Origin of the sequence: Pseudomonas sp. TH10 (assembly GCF_016651255.1) — a bacterium.
Taxonomy (GTDB): domain Bacteria; phylum Pseudomonadota; class Gammaproteobacteria; order Pseudomonadales; family Pseudomonadaceae; genus Aquipseudomonas.
This window is the reverse complement of the sequence record NZ_JAEKEG010000042.1, coordinates 1-18,584: the sequence shown is the minus strand read 5'-3', so window position 1 is coordinate 18,584 and position 18,584 is coordinate 1. Positions and strand designations below refer to the sequence as shown.

Sequence of the window (18,584 nt, the reverse complement as noted above, 5' to 3'; positions counted from 1 at the left end):
ACGCTTATTAAAGGGAATTCAGGAACGCCAGCAACGCAGCGCGCTGCTCGGCGTTGAAAGACAACACCTGTTGCTGCGCCGCCTTGGCTTCGCCGCCATGCCAGAGCACGGCTTCGAGCAGACTGCGGGCGCGGCCGTCATGCAAAAACTGGGTATGGCCACTGACCGCCTGCGTGAGGCCGATGCCCCACAACGGCGGGGTGCGCCATTGGCGGCCACTGGCCTGGAATTCGGTACGGTTGTCGGCAAGGCCTTCGCCCATGTCATGTAGCAGCAGGTCGCTGTAGGGACGGATCACCTGATTGGCCAGTTCAGGTTCTGCGGCCGTCGCTGCGGTGGTGTATTTGGGGGTGTGGCAGGACTGGCACCCGGCCTGGAAAAACAGGCTCTTGCCCGCCAGCACCTCGGGCGCGCTGACATCGCGACGGGCTGGGACAGCCAGGTTGCGGCTGTAGAACAGCACCAGGCGCAGGATGTTGTCGCTGACTTCCGGCTCGCCATCGGGGCCATTACCGTTGGGCGCCTGCCTGCACGCGGTTTGCGCGTCGGTGCAGTCATCGATGGGCCTTAGGCTGGTTGTGAGGCCCATGTCACCGGAAAACGCGTGGACGTTCTGCTGATTCAGATTCGGTTGCCCGGCTTTCCAGCCAAATCGACCCAGAACGGCTTTTTGCTGCACGTCGTCCCAGACCCAATTGGGCTGTCCGCTGATGCCCCGGTTCTCCTTGGCCTGCGCTTGGGCGTTGGCCAGGATGGCGGCTTCAGGGATGGCTTCGAGCAGACCCAAGCCGATCATCGGCGGAGCGACCCGTGCCGAGAAACGCGTGTCGGGGTGCATCGGGCCGTAGCCGAGCTGGCTGATCTGCAAGCTGGGTTTGCGCAGCTCGATTTCAGTGCCGTCCTTGAAACGCACAGGCACTGGGGTGTAATCGACTCGCACCTTGCCTTCAGGAACCACGCCCGGTACTGACATGTCCTGCAATTGACCGCCGTAGACGGGCTCCGGGACCACGCCGAGCTGCTCAATGACCTTGGCATAAGCCGGCGCATCCGGGATCGACAGGCGCACCAACATTGACACGGCGTTGGCCGCACCCGGCGTGGGCGGGTGGCCGCGACCGTCCTTGATGTGGCAGTTCTGGCAGGCGTTAGTGTTGAACAGAGGCCCCAAGCCGTCGCGTGCGGTGGTGGTCGAAGGGGCGATCACCCAGGGGTTGCGGAAGAAGCTGTTGCCGACGCTGAAGTCCACTCGACGTGAGGGCGCAAGGTTGGCGGAGGGCAGGGAAAAGGCATTCTGATCTGTCTTGCGCACAGTCGCGCTGCCACCGGAACGGGCTTCACCAGGCTCGGCCTTGGTGAAACGCGGGGCGTCATCGCAGGCACTCAGGCCCAGGGCCAGACACAGTGCGGACAAGCGAAGAGGCAGCGAGGGCATCAGACATCCTGCGGACGGGCAAAAATAAAGGCGCAAAGTCTAACAGGGCGAGGGGGTTTGAATAAGAGGAATTATCGTTTGCTTGATGTGACGCAGGAAAAGATCGCAGCCTTCGGCAGCTCCTGCGGGTGTACGCCGATCCATGCAGGAGCTGCCGAAGGCTGCGATCTTTATGGACTGGCGCACAACATGAAGCGAAAACAAAAAAGGCGACCCTAAAGGTCGCCTTTTGATCCAGCCAGCGTTGATCAGAACTCGTGATCAGCGTTGTCCGGGTTCAGGTCGCTGATGCCCAGCTTGCCAGCAGCGGCTTCGATCGAACCGGTCTGCTTGACCAGCGAAGCAATGGCGTCGCGAACGATCTGGTTGCCGGCGGTGTTGCCGGCAGCGATCAGTTGGTCGTAGTGCTCACCCTTGTTGGCGTGATCAACCATGACCTGGATCTTCGCTTCAGTGGCAGCCAGATCGGCTTTCAGCGCGGTGTCGGCAGCCGGGTCAGCCTTGGCCACCAGCGACGACAGGCTGGCGCCGGTCATTTTGGTGCCATCGGTACGGGTGTACTCGCCCAGGTAGACGTTACGAATGCCTTTGGCATCGTAGAAGTGCGAGTTGTGGGTGTTGTCGCTGAAGCAGTCCTGCTCGTCTTCAGGCGAGTTCGCCTCCAGAGACACCTTCATGCGCTCGCCCGCCAGTTCGCCCAGGGACAGGCTGCCCATGCCGAAGAGCATTTTGCGCAGGCCGGTTTCGCCTGGCTCGGCTTCCAGTGTGGCGCGGTAGTTGTCGGCCACGTTCGGCTTCCAGTTGCCGACCATTTCTTCCAGGTCGCTGACCAGCAGTTGGGTCACGGACTTGAGGTAGGCGCGACGACGATCGTTGTGACCACCGGTGGCGCCAGTGCCTTCGAGGTAGTCGGAAGCCGGACGGTTGCCAGCGCCAGGGCCGGTGCCGTTCAGGTCCTGGCCCCACAACAGGAATTCGATGGCGTGGTAGCCAGTGGCGACGTTGGCCTCGGAACCGCCCAGCTCATTCAGGCTGGCGAGTTTTTCCGGGGTGATGTCTTTGACGTCGACCTTGTCTTCGCCGACCTGAACTTCGGTGTTGGCGATGATGTTGGCAGTGGCGCCCGGGTTACCCAGTGCGTGCTCGTAGGATTTGTCGACGTAGTCGATCAGACCCTCGTCCAGTGGCCAGGCGTTCACCTGACCTTCCCAGTCATCGATGATGGTGTTGCCGAAGCGGAACACTTCACTCTGCAGGTAAGGTACGCGAGCAGCAACCCAGGCAGCCTTGGCGGCTTTCAGGGTGTCGGCGTTCGGCTTGGCGAGGAAGGCGTCAACGGCAGTTTGCAGGGTTTTCGCGGTGGATTCGGCATCGCTGTAAACGGCGAAGACCATGTCGGCGTAATGCGCGACCACAGCCTTGGCGGCGGCTTCGTCGACTTTACCGGCAGCGGCAGGAGCAGCCGCAGGTGCGGTGGTGCTGGCGGCTGGAGTCGGCGTGGCCGGAGCGGCGGCCTTGTCTTTGCCTTCGCCGCAACCGGCGAGGGAAATAGCGATGGCCAGCAGACTGGCGGTAGCCAGAGGCATACGAATCATGGCGAACATCCTGCTTCGGTAGATGAATGGACAGGCGCGGGGGTGCGCAAAGCTGCGACATAATGCAAATCTTTCGCATTATGTGTAAAGGGTTGTGGCTGGAAATATTTCTTGTTCACCCACCTACAGGATCACAGCATTGCTGCGCTGCGCCTGCTTGAGGTAGGCGCTCAACTCTCGCGCCGGCAATGGCTTGCTGTAGAAATAGCCCTGCCCCTCGTGGCAACCCTCGGAGATGATGTAGGCCTCCTGCTCTGCCGTTTCCACGCCCTCGGCAATCACCTGCATGCCCAGGCTTTTGCCCAGCTGGATGATCGCCCGGACGATCGTGGCATCGTCGTCATCATCGAGCAGGTCCTGGACGAAGCTCTTGTCGATCTTGATCTTGTCCAGCGGCAGGCTCTTGAGGTAACTCAGCGATGAATAGCCGGTGCCGAAGTCGTCGATGGCAATCAGCGCGCCGGAGCGACGCAGGCTCAGCAGGTGCTGGGCGGCAGTGCTGATGTCTTCCATCAGGCCGGTTTCGGTGACTTCCAGCTCCAGGCTGCGCGGTGGCAGGCGATACATCTGCAGCAGGTTGTTGACCACCCTTGGCAGTTCGGCGTGGTGCAGTTGCACGGTGGACAGGTTGACCGCCATGCGCAGGTCGATGAAGCCTTGGTCATGCCAGTCGCGTAGTTGCTTGCAGGCTTGATCCAGTACCCACTCGCCGATGGCGATAATGGTGCCGTTCTGCTCTGCCAGCGGGATGAACAGGTCTGGCGGGACCAGCCCGTGCTCGGGATGCTGCCAGCGAATCAACGCCTCGACACCCACCACGCGGTTTTCCCGGTAGCTGATCTGGGGTTGGTAAACCAGATAGAACTGATCGCGCAGCAAGGCATCGCGCAGGTCTTTTTCCAGTTCGCGACGGCGGCGCATCTCGCTGTCGACGCTGGCGATATAGAACTGATAGCGGTTGCGCGAGCGGGTCTTGGCCAGCGTCATGGTCTGCTCGGCTTTCTGCAGCAGCTTTTCAGTGCTGTCGCCGTCCTCGGGAAACAGGGTGATGCCGATGGTCGCGCGCAGGCGGATTTCCTGATGATCGAGGGCAAACGCCGCTTCCAGGTCATCGAGAATGCTTTGTGCCAGTTCGGCGGCTTCATAGGGCTGTTCGATGTCGGCCTGGACCAGGGCGAACTGGTCGCCGCCGAGACGGGCGAGGGCGCCGAGGCGGCCGCTGTGGGCACGCAGGCGATCGGCCAAGGCCAGCAATAACTGGTCGCCGGTCTGATAACTGAACTGCTCGTTGATGCCTTTGAAATCGTCCAGCCCGACGCACAAGACCGCGACCCGGCGCTGTAACTTGCCGGCATCGACCAGAATCTTGTCCAGTTGCTGCTGCAATTGCTGGCGGTTCGGCAGGCCGGTGAGGAAATCGTACTGGGCCATGCGCAGCAGGCTGTTTTCCGCTTCGTGGCGCAGATGGGTATTGCGCTCGATTGATTCGAGCAACTGGTTGGCCGTGTTGATCCAAAGACCGAGCTCGTTCTTTTCGTGGCCCTTGAGCTGGGGGATTTTGTGTTCGCTGGGGCGGTCCGGGTTGATTTCGGTCAGGTGCTCGATGATCCGCGACAGCGGTTTGGTCAGCAGCCAGTGATAAACCAGGTACAACACCAGACCCATGGCCAAGGCCCGCAGAACACCGGAAATGAAGATGATTACCGAACTGACGATAAAACCTTCGCCATAAGTCGCGGTGTCGAGGGTGATGCTCAGGTCGCCGTAATACTCGCTGTACGGGCCACGGCCCACCAGTTGCGTGGTGAACGTGCGCTCCTGGCCGAGGATCAGGTCGGTCAGCCAGCGGCTGTTGGAATGCTGCAAGTCGCGGGATTTTTGCGCGAGCATCGCTTCGTTGGGGTGGCCAATGGAGGCCTGGCGCACGGCGTCGTCCTGGAACAGGCCTTCGATCACCTGCATGCCCATCTCGCGATCCAGGCTGTAGACCGCCTGGGTGGAGGGGTCGCGGAACATGTCGAGGATCCGTTCGGCGTCGTTGGCAACGGCCTGACGGGTTTTGTAGGCATCGAAAACAATCTGCGCGCAGCTCAAGACCACGCCGACGATCAATGCCGACAGGAGCACGACCCGGAGCAACTTCACCGACAAGCTGTTCTTGAGTTCCAGCTTCAAAGGGTTATTCCTTGTTCCGTGCGGGTAGCATCAAGTTGCCATGAGTATTGGCAATCCCGAGTTGGCAGTCAAAGGGACAATCATCCGCGGGAGATTTTGCCTGCTGCCTGGCGAAAATACAGTCGCCTGAGGTTTTCTGCTGATCAGCACTGTGTCGTCAGGCGGGCCCTGGAACTTGAGGGCGGCTGGATGATTTTTTCCTCGGGTTGATGTTAGGCCGGTCTTTTGCGCCCCCATAAAAAACCCGGCAATGCCGGGTTTTTTGACTGGCGCGCAGCTTAAGCGGTGAAGGTTTTGCCTTCGAACTGCTCAGCAACAAACTTCCAGTTGACCAGGTTCCAGAACGCTTCGACATACTTCGGACGAACGTTGCGGTAGTCGATGTAGTAAGCGTGTTCCCAGACGTCGCAGGTCAGCAGCGGGGTGTCGCCGCTGGTCAGCGGGTTGCCGGCGCCGATGGTGCTGGCCAGAGCCAGGGAGCCGTCAGCCTTTTTCACCAGCCAGCCCCAGCCGGAACCGAAGGTGCCGATCGAGGTTTTGCTGAACTCTTCCTTGAACTTGTCGAACGAACCAAAGGCTGCGTTGATGGCTTCAGCCAGCGCGCCGGTAGGTTGACCGCCGGCGTTTGGCGCCAGGCAGTTCCAGTAGAAAGTGTGGTTCCAGACCTGAGCGGCGTTGTTGAAGATGCCACCCGAAGAAGTCTTGACGATTTCTTCCAGGGTCTTGCCTTCGAACTCGGTGCCTGGCACCAGGTTGTTCAGGTTCACGACGTAGGTGTTGTGGTGCTTGTCGTGGTGAAATTCCAGGGTTTCCTTGGAAATGTGCGGCTGCAGGGCATCGTGTGCGTAAGGCAGCGGCGGCAATTCGAAAGCCATGATGATTCTCCTAATCAGGTCTGTTGCGGTGAGCGCAAGGCCGATCACGGGCGGCCAGAAATGCACCGGCGAGTTTTTACTCTTTGCGGCGCAGGGTTCGGATCATAGCACCGGGGTTGCGGCTTAACCACGCAACAACTGTGTGGGATAGAGGTTCCAGAGCCGTTTGGAATAAATCAACTCGCGATAATAAGTTGTCCCGCTACGGTAAACATCATCAGCGCGACCACCAGATCGAGAATCCGCCAGGTACTCGGGCGAGCCAGCCAGGGCGCCAGCCATGCCGCGCCCAGCGCCAGAGTGAAAAACCACAACAGCGAAGCGCTCGCAGCGCCCACCACATACGCGCCCGGCACCGATTGTTGCGCGCCTAGCGAGCCGATCAGCAGCACGGTATCCAGATAAACGTGCGGGTTGAGCAAGGTCACGGCCAACGCGCTGAGCATGACCGCCCGCAGCGAACGCACGGTCTGGCCCTCGCCCTGTTGCAGGCTCTGTTTTGAACAGGCCCGGCGCAGCGCCAGGCTGCCATACCAAAGCAGGAATATTGCGCCACCCCAACGGGCTACCGCGAGCAAGGTCGGGTTGTGCGCCAATACCGTCGCCAGGCCAAACACTCCGGCGGCGACCAGCAATGCATCACACACCACGCACAATGCAGCGACCGGCAGGTGGTGTTCACGCCGCAGGCTCTGGGCCAGCACAAACGCATTCTGGGTGCCGATCGCCATGATCAGCCCTGCGGCCACTAACAGGCCGTTGACATAGCTTTGCCACATTGAGGGTTACTCCGCATTAGCCGCCAGGTCCCGCAACACGGCCATGGCGCGCTCTGCATCGGCCTGGCCGACGAATAGATGGTCGTGGTAGTAACCTGCGATCACATTGCAACTGATTCCGGCCTGTCCCAGTGCGGTTGCGAAGGCCGCTGTCAGGCCGACGGCCTGCAGCGCCGAATGCACGTTCAGGGTGATCCAGGCGGCGACGTAGTCAAAGTGCAGGCCGGCTTTTTCGGCGTGGCGACGCTCCAGGATCACCGTCAGCCCTTCTTGCTCGCGAAAGCTGCCGATCAACTCGAGACCTGCCGGCAGCTGGCTGTCGTGAAGGGTACAGAAGACGTATTCGCCGGCGTTGAGTTGCGGGCCCGTGCTGCGCAGCAGGGTTACTAATGAAGTTTCGCCAGCCATGTGGGTGATCCTTGTCGAAGAGTTCTTGCTGGCCATTCTCCCCGTGGAAGCGGTATAAGAAAAACCAATAGTGCTGATCGCTCATTAGGAAAACTGATGTTCGACTACAAATTGCTTTCCGCTCTGGCCGCCGTGGTCGAGCAGGCCGGATTCGAACGCGCCGCGCAGGTGCTGGGCTTGTCGCAGTCGGCGATTTCGCAGCGGATCAAACTGCTCGAAGCGCGGGTCGGCCAACCGGTGCTGGTGCGCGGCACACCGCCTTCGCCGACCGAAATTGGCCGGCGTCTGCTCAACCATGTGCAGCAGGTGCGGCTGCTGGAGCGTGACTTGCAGACCCTGGTGCCGGCATTGGACGAAGAGGGTGTGCCGGAGCGCCTGCGCATCGCGTTGAACGCCGACAGCCTGGCCACGTGGTGGGCGCAAGCGGTGGGGGATTTCTGCGCCGAACAGCATTTGTTGCTCGATCTGATCGTCGAAGACCAGACCGTGGGCCTTAAACGCATGCGCGCCGGTGAAGTGGCCGCATGCCTATGCGCCAATGAACGGCCGGTGGCTGGCGCGCGCAGTGTGTTGCTCGGCGCGATGCGTTATCGCGCGCTGGCCAGCCCGGCGTTCATCGCGCGGCATTTCCCGCACGGGGTGCGCGCTGATCAGTTGGCGAAGACCCCGGCGCTGGTGTTTGGGCCGGACGATTTCCTGCAGCATCGCTACCTGGCTTCGCTCGGCGTCGATGGCGGTTTCGAGCACCATTTATGCCCGTCTTCCGAAGGTTTTATCCGTCTGACCGAAGCCGGCCTGGGCTGGGGTCTGGTACCGGAACTGCAAGTGCGCGAGCAATTACAGCGCGGTGAGTTATGCGAGCTGTTGCCAGATAAACCGATCGATGTGCCGTTGTACTGGCATCATTGGCGCAATGGCGGTCAGTTGCTGGGCTTGCTGACCGAGCAACTGGTGCGTTCTTCGGCGCAATGGCTGGTGCCGTTGGACTGACGGGCAGCGTCAAGGCTTACGCATTACGCAAAATGAAACACATCGGAGCATTACATGAAGATTCTGGTCACCGGCGCAAGCGGCTTCATTGGCGGACGCTTTGCGCGTTTCGCTCTGGAGCAGGGCCTGGACGTGCGGGTCAATGGTCGCCGGGCCGAAAGCGTTGAGCATCTGGTGCGCCGTGGCGCTGAGTTCGTCCCCGGCGATCTGACGGACCCGGATCTGGTGCGCGAACTCTGCAGCGACGTTGAAGCCGTGGTGCATTGCGCTGGCGCCGTCGGGCTGTGGGGTCGCTATCAGGACTTTCATCAGGGCAACGTGCAAGTCACCGAAAATGTCGTCGAAGCCTGTTTGAAGCAACGCGTGCGGCGCCTGGTGCACCTGTCTTCGCCCTCGATCTATTTTGACGGCCGCGATCACCTTGGTCTGACCGAAGAGCAGGTGCCCAAGCGCTTCAAGCACCCCTACGCCGCGACCAAGTACCTGGCCGAGCAGAAGGTCTTCGGTGCGCAGGAATTCGGTCTCGAAACCATTGCGCTGCGCCCGCGTTTCGTCACCGGTGCCGGCGACATGAGCATCTTCCCGCGGCTGCTCAACATGCAGCGCAAGGGGCGGCTGGCGATCATCGGCAATGGCCTGAACAAGGTCGATTTCACCAGCGTGCAGAACCTCAACGAAGCCATGCTCAGCAGTCTGCTGGCCGCCGGTTCCGCGCTGGGCAAGGCCTACAACATTAGCAACGGCGCGCCGGTGCCGCTGTGGGATGTGGTCAATTACGTGATGCGCAAGATGGAAGTCCCACAGGTCACCAAGTACCGTTCCTACGGACTGGCCTACAGCGCCGCCGCCTTGAATGAAGGCGTATGCAAGCTCTGGCCGGGCCGCCCTGAACCAACCCTGTCGCGCCTGGGCATGCAGGTGATGACGCGGGATTTCACCCTGGACATCAGCCGCGCGCGGCATTATCTGGATTACGATCCAAAGGTCAGTCTCTGGACCGCCCTGGACGAGTTCTGCAGCTGGTGGAAGGCCCAGGACATCCGCTGACGGGCCCGTCACTGAACCGAGTTGGGGGTTCAAGGTCAATCGATGCGGTTGTGGGGGTATACTGCGCCGCATCAAGCCATCACCGCGTTCACAAAGGTTGACTCAATGTCCATGCGTAACGATGCCAACGACGACTTCGATGTACCGAGCCTGCGTGCCGACAGCCTCGACGACGATGATTTTGTGCCTGCCGCGCGTCATTCCGGGCACTCGCGCACGCCCCCGGTGGTCAAGGTCAAAGGCCCGAGCACCGGTCCTCTGTGGGCACTGGTCGGTGCATTGTGCATCGCCTTTGGCGGCCTTGCCTGGTGGAGCTTCCAGCAGATTTCGCTGATGGAGCAACAGCTGGTGGCGACCCAGGAAAGCTTTGCTCGCATCAGCGAGGAAGCGGCAGGGCGCCTGCAGGATATTTCCGGCAAGGTGGTCGCCAGCCAGACCAACGTTTCCAGTGACAGCGAAGCGTTGAAGCTGCAGATCAGGCAGCTGGAAAGCAAACTCCTGGATCAAGGCAAGCAGCAGCAGGGCGTTGTTGGCCAGACCACCGAACTGGACAAGCGCCTGGCGCAGATGACGGCGCAAACTGCCGAGCTCGACAAACGCCTGGCCGAGGCGAGCGCGCAAACCACTGAACAGCAGAGCGCCAACACTCAGTTGCAGGCCCAGGTCAAAGCCCTGAGCAGCGAACTGGCAGCACTGAAAAGCGCCCCAGCCGATACCAGCAAGGTTGACGCCCAGCTCAAGAGCCTCGGTGCCGATATCGCTGCATTGAAGAAGCAGGGCAATCCAGGCGCGGCCATCGACCGCCTGGAACAGGACATGATCGTGCTCAAGGCCCAGCAGGATAATCGTCCACCCGCCAGCGCCAGTGGCAATACTGCCGAATTCGATGCGTTCCGCACTCAGGTCAGCCGCAACATCAACACTCTGCAGGCGCAGATCCAGAATCTGCAAAAGCAACTCAACGCCCGACCCTGAGGACGCCGTGCGCTCCTTGGCGGCTGTGCTCGTCTACGCTGCTTGAACACCAACAGGAATGAGGAACGCGCAATGGGGGTTTGGCATAAATTGATGTTACTGGGGGGGCTGCTGTTGTTAGGCCTTGGCCAGGCACAGGCGGCCGGCACGGAAAAAGACGACAGCCAGGCCGCCAAGGCTCTGCTGGAAAAGGCCTTGGCCTACTACCATGAGAATGGCGACAAGGCGTTTGCCGCATTCAGTCGCCAGGGTGAGTTTGTCGACAAGGACCGTTATGTGTTCGTGGTCGACACCAAGGGCGTCATGCTCGCCAGCGGCGGGCCTTCTTCGGCGTTGATCGGGCGGGATGTGTCGGATGTGCTCGGGCCGGATTTGCAGAAAGCCTTCAAGGATGCGTTGAAAGTGCCTGAGGGCAACGGCATTCAGCAGGCCGAATATCGCTGGCAGAACTGGTCCGACGGCAAGGTCGAGCGCAAGCACGTGTTCTACCAGCGTGTCGGCCAGCGCATTTTGGCAGTGGGCTATTACCTGCCGCGCGCCTCCGCTGAACAAGCCAAAGCCCTGCTGGACAAAGCAGCGACCGATCTGACCAAGGATGAAAAGGCCACGCTGACCGCGATCAACTCGCTCAAGGGCGGGTATTTGCAGGATGATCTGTACGTGTTCGTGGTCGATCTGGACACCCAGCGCTACGTCGCCCATGGCACCAATTTGCGTTTGATCAACACCGACTTCGGCAAGGTCAAGGACCCGGAGGGCAAACCGGTGGGCGAGCCGATTCTGGCGCTGATCGCCAAGCAGGACGCCGGTGAATACGAGTACCGCTGGAAGAATCCGGTGACCGGCAAGATCGAGGATAAACATGCCTACCTGAAGAAGGTCGGGCATTTCCTGGTGGCGGTGGGTTACTACAGCCCTTGAAGATCAAAAGATCGCAGCCTGCGGCAGCTCCTGCGCAAGCTGCGATCTTTGCGTTAACGAACCTTGTCCTCGCGGCCCCGCAACATCATGTTGGGCATCGCAATCGCGGCCGCCAACCCGAGCAACGACACCGCCGCACTGACCCATAGCAGATGCCGGAACGTTACCGCGAGTTCCGCACGCAAGGCGTTCTGCGCATCCCCCGGCGCGGCGTTCAATCCGTCGAGCAAAACGTTGCCCGAGTGCCCCTCGCTCATCAGCGAACTGCTCGCCAAGTGAGCAAAACTCGAATCCTGCAACAACGCCAGCAACAGCGCCGACATCAACGCGACACCGACCGCACCGCCCAGCGAGCGGAACAGGTTGGTGGTGCTGGTGGCCACGCCGATGTCGCGCTGCTCCACCGAATTCTGCGTACCAACCAATGAGGTCGGAAACTGCATGCCGCTGGAGATGCCGCTGAGCAACATGAACAACCCGCTGACCAGCGTCGCCTCCGGTGGGCTGAACGCCATGCCGAGAATTGATATCGGCATCAGCGCCGCGCCGGTCAGGATCATCGGTTTGTAGCGCCCGGTCACCGAGGTGCGACGACCGGCAAAATACGCACCTATCGGCAGCCCCATGGCCAGCGGTAACAGGTGCAGGGCGGCACTGTCGGCGCCTGCACCGGTGACGCTCTGAAAGCGCAGGGGCATCAGGACGATCAGCGAGATCGCCTGGAAGCTGGTGAAGAAAATCGTGCACCAGCAGAGCAGGGCATTGCGGTTGGCAAACAGGTGCATCGGCAGCAACGGTTCCCGCGCCCGGCGTTCGTGCCAGACGAACAGCCCCAGTATCACGACCGCACACGTGAGCAGCCCCATGACTTCGAGGCTGTTCCAGGCATGGCCCTGGCCGACTTCGGTAATGCCGAGCAGCAAGGCCGTCAGGCCGATAATCATCAGCACGGTGCCGACGTAATCGATCACCGGTTTGCGCTGCGGCACCGGCAGACCGACCAGGGTGCGATGGGCGACCACCAGGGCGCCCACTCCCAGTGGCAGATTGATCAGGAACACCCAGCGCCACGACAGATATTCCGTCATGTAGCCGCCGAGCACCGGGCCGGCGACGCTGGCCATCGCATACATGCTGCTGAAATAACCCTGGTAGCGACCTCGTTCGCGCGGCGGCACGATATCGCCGATGATCGCTTGGCTGACGGAAATCATCCCGCCTGCGCCGATGCCCTGAACGATCCGCGCCAGCACCAGTTGTTCCATGTTCTGCGCCATGCCACAGAACAGTGAGGCCAGGGTGAACAGGCCCATGCCGAACAGCATCAATTTGCGCCGCCCGTACAGATCACCGAGTTTGCCGTAGATCGGCACCGCCACGGTCATCGCCACCATGTACCCGGAAATCACCCAGGCCAGCAGGCTGACATCTTTGAACTGTGCGGAGATGGCCGGCATCGACACGGCGACGATGGTCTGATCCAGCGCGCCAAGAAAGATCGCCATCATCAGCGCGACCAGCACGCTGCGAATGGCCGGTTTGGGCGTTTCGGGGTGATTGAGATTGGTCACGGGCAAGCCTGCGGGCAGTGATTGACCCGCACAGCCAGGGCGCGCGGGTAGGTGCTCGCCAGTGTAAGTCGGTAGCAGGCTATTCGATAGCCTCATAAGGAAGTCCGACGTAATTTTCTGCAATGGTTTTTCGGCCCGCTTCGGAGTCGACGAAGTACGCCAGCTCTGATTCGGCGATGCGCTGGCTGAAACCGTCGTGGTCGTCGAAGCGGTGCAGCATCGACGTCATCCACCAGGAAAAACGCTCGGCCTTCCAGACCCGTCGCAGGCAAATTTGCGAGTACTTCTCCAACAGATCGAGGCGGTCTTCGCGGTACACCTTCAGCAGAATATCAAACAGCGTACTGACATCGCTGGCCGCCAGGTTCAGGCCTTTGGCTCCTGTGGGTGGGACGATGTGCGCGGCGTCGCCGACCAGGAACAGTCGCCCGTACTGCATCGGCTCGACCACAAAACTGCGCAGTGGCGCGATGCTTTTCTCAATGGACGGCCCGGTGACCAGCGTTTCGGCCAATTCCGCTGGCAGACGGGATTTGAGCTCCTCCCAGAATCGCTGATCGGACCATTGCTCCACCGTCTCCCCGGTGGGCACCTGCAGGTAATAACGGGTGCGGGTTGACGAACGCATGCTGCACAGGGCAAACCCGCGTGGATGGCGGGCATAGACCAGTTCTTCGTGCACCGGCGGGGTGTCGGCAAGGATGCCCAGCCAGCCGAACGGATAAACCCGCTCGAAAATCTTCAGGCTGTCGGCCGGGATCGATTGCCGTGCCACGCCATGGAAGCCGTCGCAGCCGGCGATGTAGTCGCAGTCGAGTCGATAGCTCTCGCCGTCTTTTTCAAACGTGACGAAGGGTTCAGCGGTCTTCATTGCCTGGGGAACGACGTTCTCGACGCCGTAGAGGGTCGTGGCGCCTGCAATCTGACGAGCGGCCATCAGGTCGCGAGTGACCTCTGTCTGGCCGTAGATCATCACGGTCTTGCCGCCGGTCAATGCGTGCAGATCGATGTGTACCTGACGCCCGTCGAGGGCCAGATCGAAGCCGCCGTGAACCAGTCCTTCGGCATCCATGCGTTGTCCCGCACCGGCCTTGCGCAGCAGCTCTACCATGCCCTGTTCAAGCACCCCGGCACGGATGCGGCCGAGCACATAATCGCGCGTCTGGCGTTCGAGGATGAGGGTGTCGATGCCGGCGTTGTGCAGCAACTGACCGAGGAGCAAACCGGAGGGGCCGGCGCCAATGATGGCGACTTGGGTTTTCAGCGTTTTCATTGTTTTTATGACTCGCAAGCTTCACGCGGCAAATGCCGGCGAATGTTTTTTATGGATCGAGTGCTTGCATTTTTCCCTTGCGGGTCTGTCAATTGAAGGTGAAAACTGAGCCGATACCTGTACATTCTGCCAATCGGTGCGATTATCGCCCGCAACCTTCGAGGCCTGGATGAAGTGATGAACAAGCCCGAGCTGCCTTCCATTCCGGTGTTCAAGCTTTACGGTGAAAGCCTGGACTGGCCGACCCCTGACTTGCTGCACTGTGAAACCATTTCCTCGCGCAGTCGCGAACATCAATGGGAAATCAAACCCCACCGTCACGCCGATTTATGCCAGCTGCTCTTCGTCTTCAAAGGTCAGGCAGAGCTTGAGATTGAAGGTCAGCGCACACAACTCCAGACCCCCGCTATTCAAGTCCTGCCACCGTTATCGGTGCATGGCTTTCGCTTTTCCGAAGACGTCGAAGGATTTGTCGTCACGCTCGCAACGCCACTGATCAACCACTTGCAGGCGCAACTGGGCGATGCGGTGCATGCGCTCGCCAGAGCCGAAAGCTATCCGGCAGGCCATGACGGCGATTACCTGAACAGTCTGTTTTCAGCGTTGCAGGCTGAGTACAACGGCCATCAACCGGCGCGGGAAATGCTCATGCACTCGCTGGTCAGCGTGATCATGGTCTGGGTCAGTCGGCAGGCGATCGTGCGCCATAACGCCAGCCAACGGCCGCAACGTCAGCGCGAATACCTCAACGGTTTCATTCAATTGGTGGAGGAGACTTACCGCCAACATGTGAAGGTCGAGGATCTGGCCCATCGGCTGGGGATTTCGGTCTCGCACCTCAACGGCACGTGCCGTGAACTGGCCGGGCAACCGGCGTTACAGATCATGCACGAGCGTCAGTTGCTCGAAGCCAAGCGCTTGCTGACGTACACCAGCATGACCATTTACGAGATGTCGGAATTGCTGGGGTTTTCCGATCCGACCAACTTCACGCGCCTGTTTCGGCGTCGGGTGGGGATCTCGCCAAAGGCGTTCCGCGATCGTCTGAAGACCGAGCAGTAACCTCAAATCACCGCCGAGCCCTGCAAGTCAACGCAGGGCATTCAGCGTGGCGTTGTGCGGAATGCAGCGCTCGAAGTTACAGCTCGCGTATTCACGCGGCAGTTGTCGCAGTTGCTCGACCCGCCAGGCAGCGGTGCCGTACAGCGCCAGCGTGGCGGCGCAGGTGATGAAAATCGCGAAGTACCTTCTTGTTTTGATGTTCATGGCGTTCACCTCTGAACGAAATACCCTGCGGTATTACTTTCAGCATAGTAGGCGCTGCCGAAGGCTGCGATCTTTTGATCTTGTATTTGCTATTGATCTTCCAAAGAGCGCCACCCACAGCTGAAAATCAAAAGATCCTCCGATCAAAAAATCCCCAACCGCCCCCAAGCCCCCGCCAGCCCCTACAGTCGATCCAGCTCCACATCCCACACCGGCTCTTGCGGAAACCGCAGCACCAGAAAATCCAGCATGCTGCGTAACGCCGCCGGCATGTGTTTGCGTGAGGCGTACACCGCGTAGATGTTCATCTGCCGCGGTTCGGCTTGGGGTAGCAAGCGGATCAAATCGCCACTGACAATGTGCACGCCCGCCTGGTAGCTCGGCAACATCGCCACCCCGGCGCCGGCCAGGGTGGCGCGCAGCAGGGTGCTTGTCTCGTTGGCGCTGATGTTGCCCTGCACCGTCACCGACTGCGGCTCGCCGTCCTGCTCGAAGTGCCAGAGGCTTTTGCCGAAGTAGGAGTGGGTCAGGCAATTGTGTTCGCTCAAGTCCTCGACCCGTTTTGGCGCCGGGTGCTCGTGCAGATACGCCGCGGAGGCGCAGATGACTGAACGGCACACTGTCAGCCGCCGCGCGATCAGGTTCGGGTCCAGGTCGTTGCTGGTGCGGATGGCCAGGTCGATGCGCTCGTCCACCAGGTTGACCGTGCGATCGAGCATCTGCAGGTCGATGCTGACGCCGGGGTAGCGCCTGACGAACGCCGCCATGGCGTCCGCCAGCTGCGCCTGGCCGAACGAGGTGCTGACGCTGATGCGCAGCAAGCCGCGCGGCGCCTCGTCAGGCTCGGTGACCGCCGCCTGCATGTCGCTGGACAGCTCGAGCATTTGCCGACAGCGCGGCAGTATCTCGCTGCCCGCCGCCGTCAGGCTCAGTTTGCGCGTGGTGCGGTGCATCAGCCGCGCGCCGACCCAATCCTCCAGTTCCGCCAGGTAACGCGAGACCACCGGTCGCGAAAGGTCCAGGTGATCGGCTGCAGCCGACTGGCTGCCGAGGTCGACCACCGAGACGAACACCCGCATTGCTTGAAGTCGATCCATGATTTGCCCGATTTTAGAAACAAACTATGTCGCAGCATCGCATTTTTTGTATCAGTGCAGGCAACTAAGCTCTGTCGCCTCGCCCAATACGGCAATCGGCATCGGAGCTCTACATGATCGGTTTCACTTCCCTCAAACGAATTCTGCTGGCCAGCGTCACGTTCGGCCTGACAGCCCACGCCCTCGCGGCGCCCCTTACGCTGGACGTCTACAACCCGGGTACCGAGGCTATTTTTCCGGTCAGTTCGGTGCTCGTCAGCGGCGAGAAAGACGCGGTTTTGGTGGACGCGCAATTCGGCAAATCCCAGGCCGAACAAGTGGTGCAGAAAATTCGCGCCAGCGGCAAGCAACTGACCACGATCTACATCAGCCACGGTGATCCCGATTACTACTTTGGCCTCGACACCCTCACCGCCGCGTTTCCAAAAGCCCGGGTGCTGGCGTCGCAGCCGACTGTCGATCACATCACGCAGACGGTCGACGCAAAGCTGGCCTTCTGGGGGCCGAAAATGGGAGCAGATGTGCCGGCCAAAACCATCGTGCCGCAGGTGCTCGAGGGCGACAGCCTGATGCTTGAGGGGCAGAAACTGCAGGTTATCGGCCTCCAGGGCAAGCAACCGGATCGCAGCTTCGTGTGGATCCCGTCGATCAAGGCGGTGGTGGGCGGCGTGGTGGTGGCGCAGAACATCCATGTGTGGATGGCCGACACCCAAACCCCACAGTCCCATGCCGATTGGCTGGCGACGCTGCAGTCCATCGAGACGCTCAAGCCGCAGACTTTGGTGCCCGGCCATTACCTGGGCGAGAGCACCCGGTCGCTGGCGGCCGTGCAGTTTACCGCCGACTACATCCGGGCCTTCGACGAAGAAACCGCCAAGGCCAAGGACTCGGTTGCGCTGATCGCGGCCATGAAAAAACGGTACCCGACCCTGGGCGAAGAGAGTTCGCTGGAGCTCAGTGCCAAGGTCGCCAAGGGTGAGATGCAGTGGTAATACGCTAACCCTGGCACCTGTGGGAGCTGCCGAGAGAAACGAGGCTGCGATCTTTGATTTTGATTTTGATTTTGATCTTGATCTTGATCTTGATTTTAGACGCCAAAAGATCGCAGCCTCGTTTCACTCGACAGCTCCTACGCAGCTCCTACGCAGCTCCTGCCAGCTTTTGCGTTACCGCGACTGAGCCTGTTCCACCAACCACCCCATCAGCTCGCGCAGCTTGGGCGACGGCTCGGGTTTCTGCGGGAACACCAGGTAGTAGGCCAGACCGGTTTTAACCTTCAGCGCGAAGGGCATCACCAGTCTGCCCGCGCTCAGGTCATCCCCGATCAGCGACCAGTCTCCAATCGCCACACCCGTCCCTTGGGACGCCATCGACATGGCCAGGTCCAGGGTTTCGAAATGCTGGCCCTTGCCCACGTTGCTCAAGCGTATCCCGGCGCTGGCCAGCCAGGCTTTCCAGTCGCGTTCGTCCTGGGTGGGGTGCAACAGCAGATGCTGTTGCAGGTCGTCCGGGGACTGCAACGGTACCGGGCCTTCGAGCAGCGGCCTGGAACAGACCGGGGTCAGTTGTTCGTCGAACAGGTGCAGGGAGGCCAGCGCATTGTCCGGTGGCGCTCCGTACATCACTGCGGCGTCGAACTGTTCACGATGAAAATCCACTCCGTGTTTCACCGTGGTGGTCAACTCTACCGGCACGTCCGGACGCTCCCGTTGCCACTGCAACAGCCGTGGCAGCAACCAGCGCATGACGCAGGTCGGCGCCTTCAACTGCAGGGTCTCGCGCTTCTCGCCGATCTGGTCCACGGCTTCGTCGATCAAGCGGAAAATCTTCTGCACCCGCGGCAGCCATTCGCGCCCCTCGGCCGTCAACTCCAGCCCCGGGCCTGGCGAATGAACAGCTCATAACCCAGGTGATCCTCCAGCCCGGCGACTTGCCGGCTCACCGCGCCCTGGGTGATGTGCAACTGTTCGGCGGCACGGGTGAAGTTGCAGCACTGCGCGGTGATCAGAAAAGTGTGCAGCGCCGGCAGGGGAGGCAATCGTTTCATGGGGATCCAAGGTATGACGTAAGGACATGGCTAGTATGACTTTTTATCCATTGTTGAGGCGACGTGTCGCCCGTTCCAATGAGGCCATCCCTGGACCTGCCCACGCATCATAAACACTGCGCAGGTCCGG

16 protein-coding genes and 1 pseudogene are annotated in these 18,584 nt (G+C 60.7%); 6 read left to right on the top strand and 11 right to left on the bottom strand.

Going from position 1 to position 18,584, the window contains the following annotated elements:
• Positions 1-7: 7 nt before the first annotated feature.
• From JFT80_RS06600 to JFT80_RS06575, 6 genes are all read right to left on the bottom strand, one after another.
• Entirely contained in the window at positions 8-1,435 is a 1,428-nt protein-coding gene (locus JFT80_RS06600; RefSeq protein ID WP_201147324.1) for a di-heme oxidoredictase family protein, read from the bottom strand.
• A gap of 248 nt (positions 1,436-1,683) precedes the next feature.
• Positions 1,684-3,030, bottom strand: a complete 1,347-nt coding sequence (locus JFT80_RS06595) for an imelysin family protein (RefSeq protein ID WP_201147323.1) — start codon at positions 3,028-3,030, stop codon at positions 1,684-1,686.
• Between the two features lie 123 nt (positions 3,031-3,153).
• Positions 3,154-5,205, bottom strand: a complete 2,052-nt coding sequence (locus tag JFT80_RS06590) for a bifunctional diguanylate cyclase/phosphodiesterase (RefSeq protein WP_201147322.1) — start codon at positions 5,203-5,205, stop codon at positions 3,154-3,156.
• A 278-nt stretch (positions 5,206-5,483) separates the two neighbouring features.
• Positions 5,484-6,080 (bottom strand): superoxide dismutase, encoded by a 597-nt coding sequence (locus JFT80_RS06585; RefSeq protein WP_042560704.1) that lies wholly within the window; start codon positions 6,078-6,080, stop codon positions 5,484-5,486.
• Positions 6,081-6,256: 176 nt separating this feature from the next.
• Positions 6,257-6,859, bottom strand: a complete 603-nt coding sequence (locus tag JFT80_RS06580; protein ID WP_201147321.1) for a LysE/ArgO family amino acid transporter — start codon at positions 6,857-6,859, stop codon at positions 6,257-6,259.
• 6 nt (positions 6,860-6,865) lie between these two features.
• Positions 6,866-7,267 (bottom strand): ACT domain-containing protein, encoded by a 402-nt coding sequence (locus JFT80_RS06575; RefSeq protein WP_201147320.1) that lies wholly within the window; start codon positions 7,265-7,267, stop codon positions 6,866-6,868.
• Positions 7,268-7,363: 96 nt separating this feature from the next.
• On the opposite strand from JFT80_RS06575, the gene JFT80_RS06570 reads away from it, so the two are divergent.
• The 4 genes from JFT80_RS06570 to JFT80_RS06555 all read left to right on the top strand — a co-directional run bounded on the left by JFT80_RS06570 (position 7,364) and on the right by JFT80_RS06555 (position 11,200).
• Entirely contained in the window at positions 7,364-8,257 is an 894-nt protein-coding gene (locus JFT80_RS06570) for a LysR family transcriptional regulator ArgP (RefSeq protein WP_201147319.1), read from the top strand.
• Positions 8,258-8,311: 54 nt separating this feature from the next.
• The gene (locus JFT80_RS06565) at positions 8,312-9,304 is read left to right on the top strand and encodes an NAD(P)-dependent oxidoreductase (protein ID WP_201147318.1); all 993 of its coding nucleotides are present in this window, start codon (positions 8,312-8,314) and stop codon (positions 9,302-9,304) included.
• A gap of 105 nt (positions 9,305-9,409) precedes the next feature.
• Positions 9,410-10,279: an ATPase gene (locus JFT80_RS06560; protein ID WP_122840100.1), complete on the top strand. Its 870-nt coding sequence runs from the start codon at positions 9,410-9,412 to the stop codon at positions 10,277-10,279.
• 72 nt (positions 10,280-10,351) lie between these two features.
• Entirely contained in the window at positions 10,352-11,200 is an 849-nt protein-coding gene (locus tag JFT80_RS06555; protein ID WP_201147317.1) for a cache domain-containing protein, read from the top strand.
• A 53-nt stretch (positions 11,201-11,253) separates the two neighbouring features.
• Here JFT80_RS06555 and JFT80_RS06550 read toward each other — a convergent pair whose 3' ends face one another.
• A complete protein-coding gene (locus JFT80_RS06550) occupies positions 11,254-12,771 on the bottom strand; it encodes an MDR family MFS transporter (RefSeq protein WP_201147316.1) in 1,518 nt (505 codons plus the stop codon).
• A gap of 79 nt (positions 12,772-12,850) precedes the next feature.
• Positions 12,851-14,044 (bottom strand): 4-hydroxybenzoate 3-monooxygenase, encoded by a 1,194-nt coding sequence (pobA, locus tag JFT80_RS06545; RefSeq protein ID WP_201147315.1) that lies wholly within the window; start codon positions 14,042-14,044, stop codon positions 12,851-12,853.
• A 177-nt stretch (positions 14,045-14,221) separates the two neighbouring features.
• On the opposite strand from pobA, the gene JFT80_RS06540 reads away from it, so the two are divergent.
• The gene (locus JFT80_RS06540) at positions 14,222-15,106 is read left to right on the top strand and encodes a helix-turn-helix domain-containing protein (protein ID WP_201147314.1); all 885 of its coding nucleotides are present in this window, start codon (positions 14,222-14,224) and stop codon (positions 15,104-15,106) included.
• 27 nt (positions 15,107-15,133) lie between these two features.
• Here the strand turns inward: JFT80_RS06540 and JFT80_RS06535 are convergent, their stop codons facing one another.
• Positions 15,134-15,310, bottom strand: a complete 177-nt coding sequence (locus tag JFT80_RS06535; protein ID WP_008085463.1) for a hypothetical protein — start codon at positions 15,308-15,310, stop codon at positions 15,134-15,136.
• A 182-nt stretch (positions 15,311-15,492) separates the two neighbouring features.
• On the bottom strand, positions 15,493-16,407 hold the full coding sequence (locus tag JFT80_RS06530; protein ID WP_207187723.1) for a LysR family transcriptional regulator: 915 nt from the start codon (positions 16,405-16,407) through the stop codon (positions 15,493-15,495).
• Between the two features lie 113 nt (positions 16,408-16,520).
• Between JFT80_RS06530 and JFT80_RS06525 the strand changes: the two genes are divergently transcribed.
• The gene (locus JFT80_RS06525) at positions 16,521-17,399 is read left to right on the top strand and encodes an MBL fold metallo-hydrolase (protein ID WP_201147313.1); all 879 of its coding nucleotides are present in this window, start codon (positions 16,521-16,523) and stop codon (positions 17,397-17,399) included.
• 174 nt (positions 17,400-17,573) lie between these two features.
• Here JFT80_RS06525 and JFT80_RS06520 read toward each other — a convergent pair.
• A pseudogene (locus tag JFT80_RS06520) lies at positions 17,574-18,454 on the bottom strand (LysR substrate-binding domain-containing protein).
• Positions 18,455-18,584 lie beyond the last annotated feature (130 nt).

What these genes read in the sequence shown, in the direction of transcription:
- JFT80_RS06600 (WP_201147324.1), bottom strand. Translation starts at nt 1,435, where the DNA reads ATGCCCTCGCTGCCTCTTCGCTTGTCCGCACTGTGTCTGGCCCTGGGC.
- JFT80_RS06595 (WP_201147323.1), bottom strand. Translation starts at nt 3,030, where the DNA reads ATGATTCGTATGCCTCTGGCTACCGCCAGTCTGCTGGCCATCGCTATT.
- JFT80_RS06585 (WP_042560704.1), bottom strand. Translation starts at nt 6,080, where the DNA reads ATGGCTTTCGAATTGCCGCCGCTGCCTTACGCACACGATGCCCTGCAG.
- JFT80_RS06580 (WP_201147321.1), bottom strand. Translation starts at nt 6,859, where the DNA reads ATGTGGCAAAGCTATGTCAACGGCCTGTTAGTGGCCGCAGGGCTGATC.
- JFT80_RS06575 (WP_201147320.1), bottom strand. Translation starts at nt 7,267, where the DNA reads ATGGCTGGCGAAACTTCATTAGTAACCCTGCTGCGCAGCACGGGCCCG.
- JFT80_RS06570 (WP_201147319.1), top strand. Translation starts at nt 7,364, where the DNA reads ATGTTCGACTACAAATTGCTTTCCGCTCTGGCCGCCGTGGTCGAGCAG.
- JFT80_RS06565 (WP_201147318.1), top strand. Translation starts at nt 8,312, where the DNA reads ATGAAGATTCTGGTCACCGGCGCAAGCGGCTTCATTGGCGGACGCTTT.
- JFT80_RS06560 (WP_122840100.1), top strand. Translation starts at nt 9,410, where the DNA reads ATGTCCATGCGTAACGATGCCAACGACGACTTCGATGTACCGAGCCTG.
- JFT80_RS06555 (WP_201147317.1), top strand. Translation starts at nt 10,352, where the DNA reads ATGGGGGTTTGGCATAAATTGATGTTACTGGGGGGGCTGCTGTTGTTA.
- pobA (WP_201147315.1), bottom strand. Translation starts at nt 14,044, where the DNA reads ATGAAAACGCTGAAAACCCAAGTCGCCATCATTGGCGCCGGCCCCTCC.
- JFT80_RS06540 (WP_201147314.1), top strand. Translation starts at nt 14,222, where the DNA reads ATGAACAAGCCCGAGCTGCCTTCCATTCCGGTGTTCAAGCTTTACGGT.
- JFT80_RS06535 (WP_008085463.1), bottom strand. Translation starts at nt 15,310, where the DNA reads ATGAACATCAAAACAAGAAGGTACTTCGCGATTTTCATCACCTGCGCC.
- JFT80_RS06530 (WP_207187723.1), bottom strand. Translation starts at nt 16,407, where the DNA reads ATGGATCGACTTCAAGCAATGCGGGTGTTCGTCTCGGTGGTCGACCTC.
- JFT80_RS06525 (WP_201147313.1), top strand. Translation starts at nt 16,521, where the DNA reads ATGATCGGTTTCACTTCCCTCAAACGAATTCTGCTGGCCAGCGTCACG.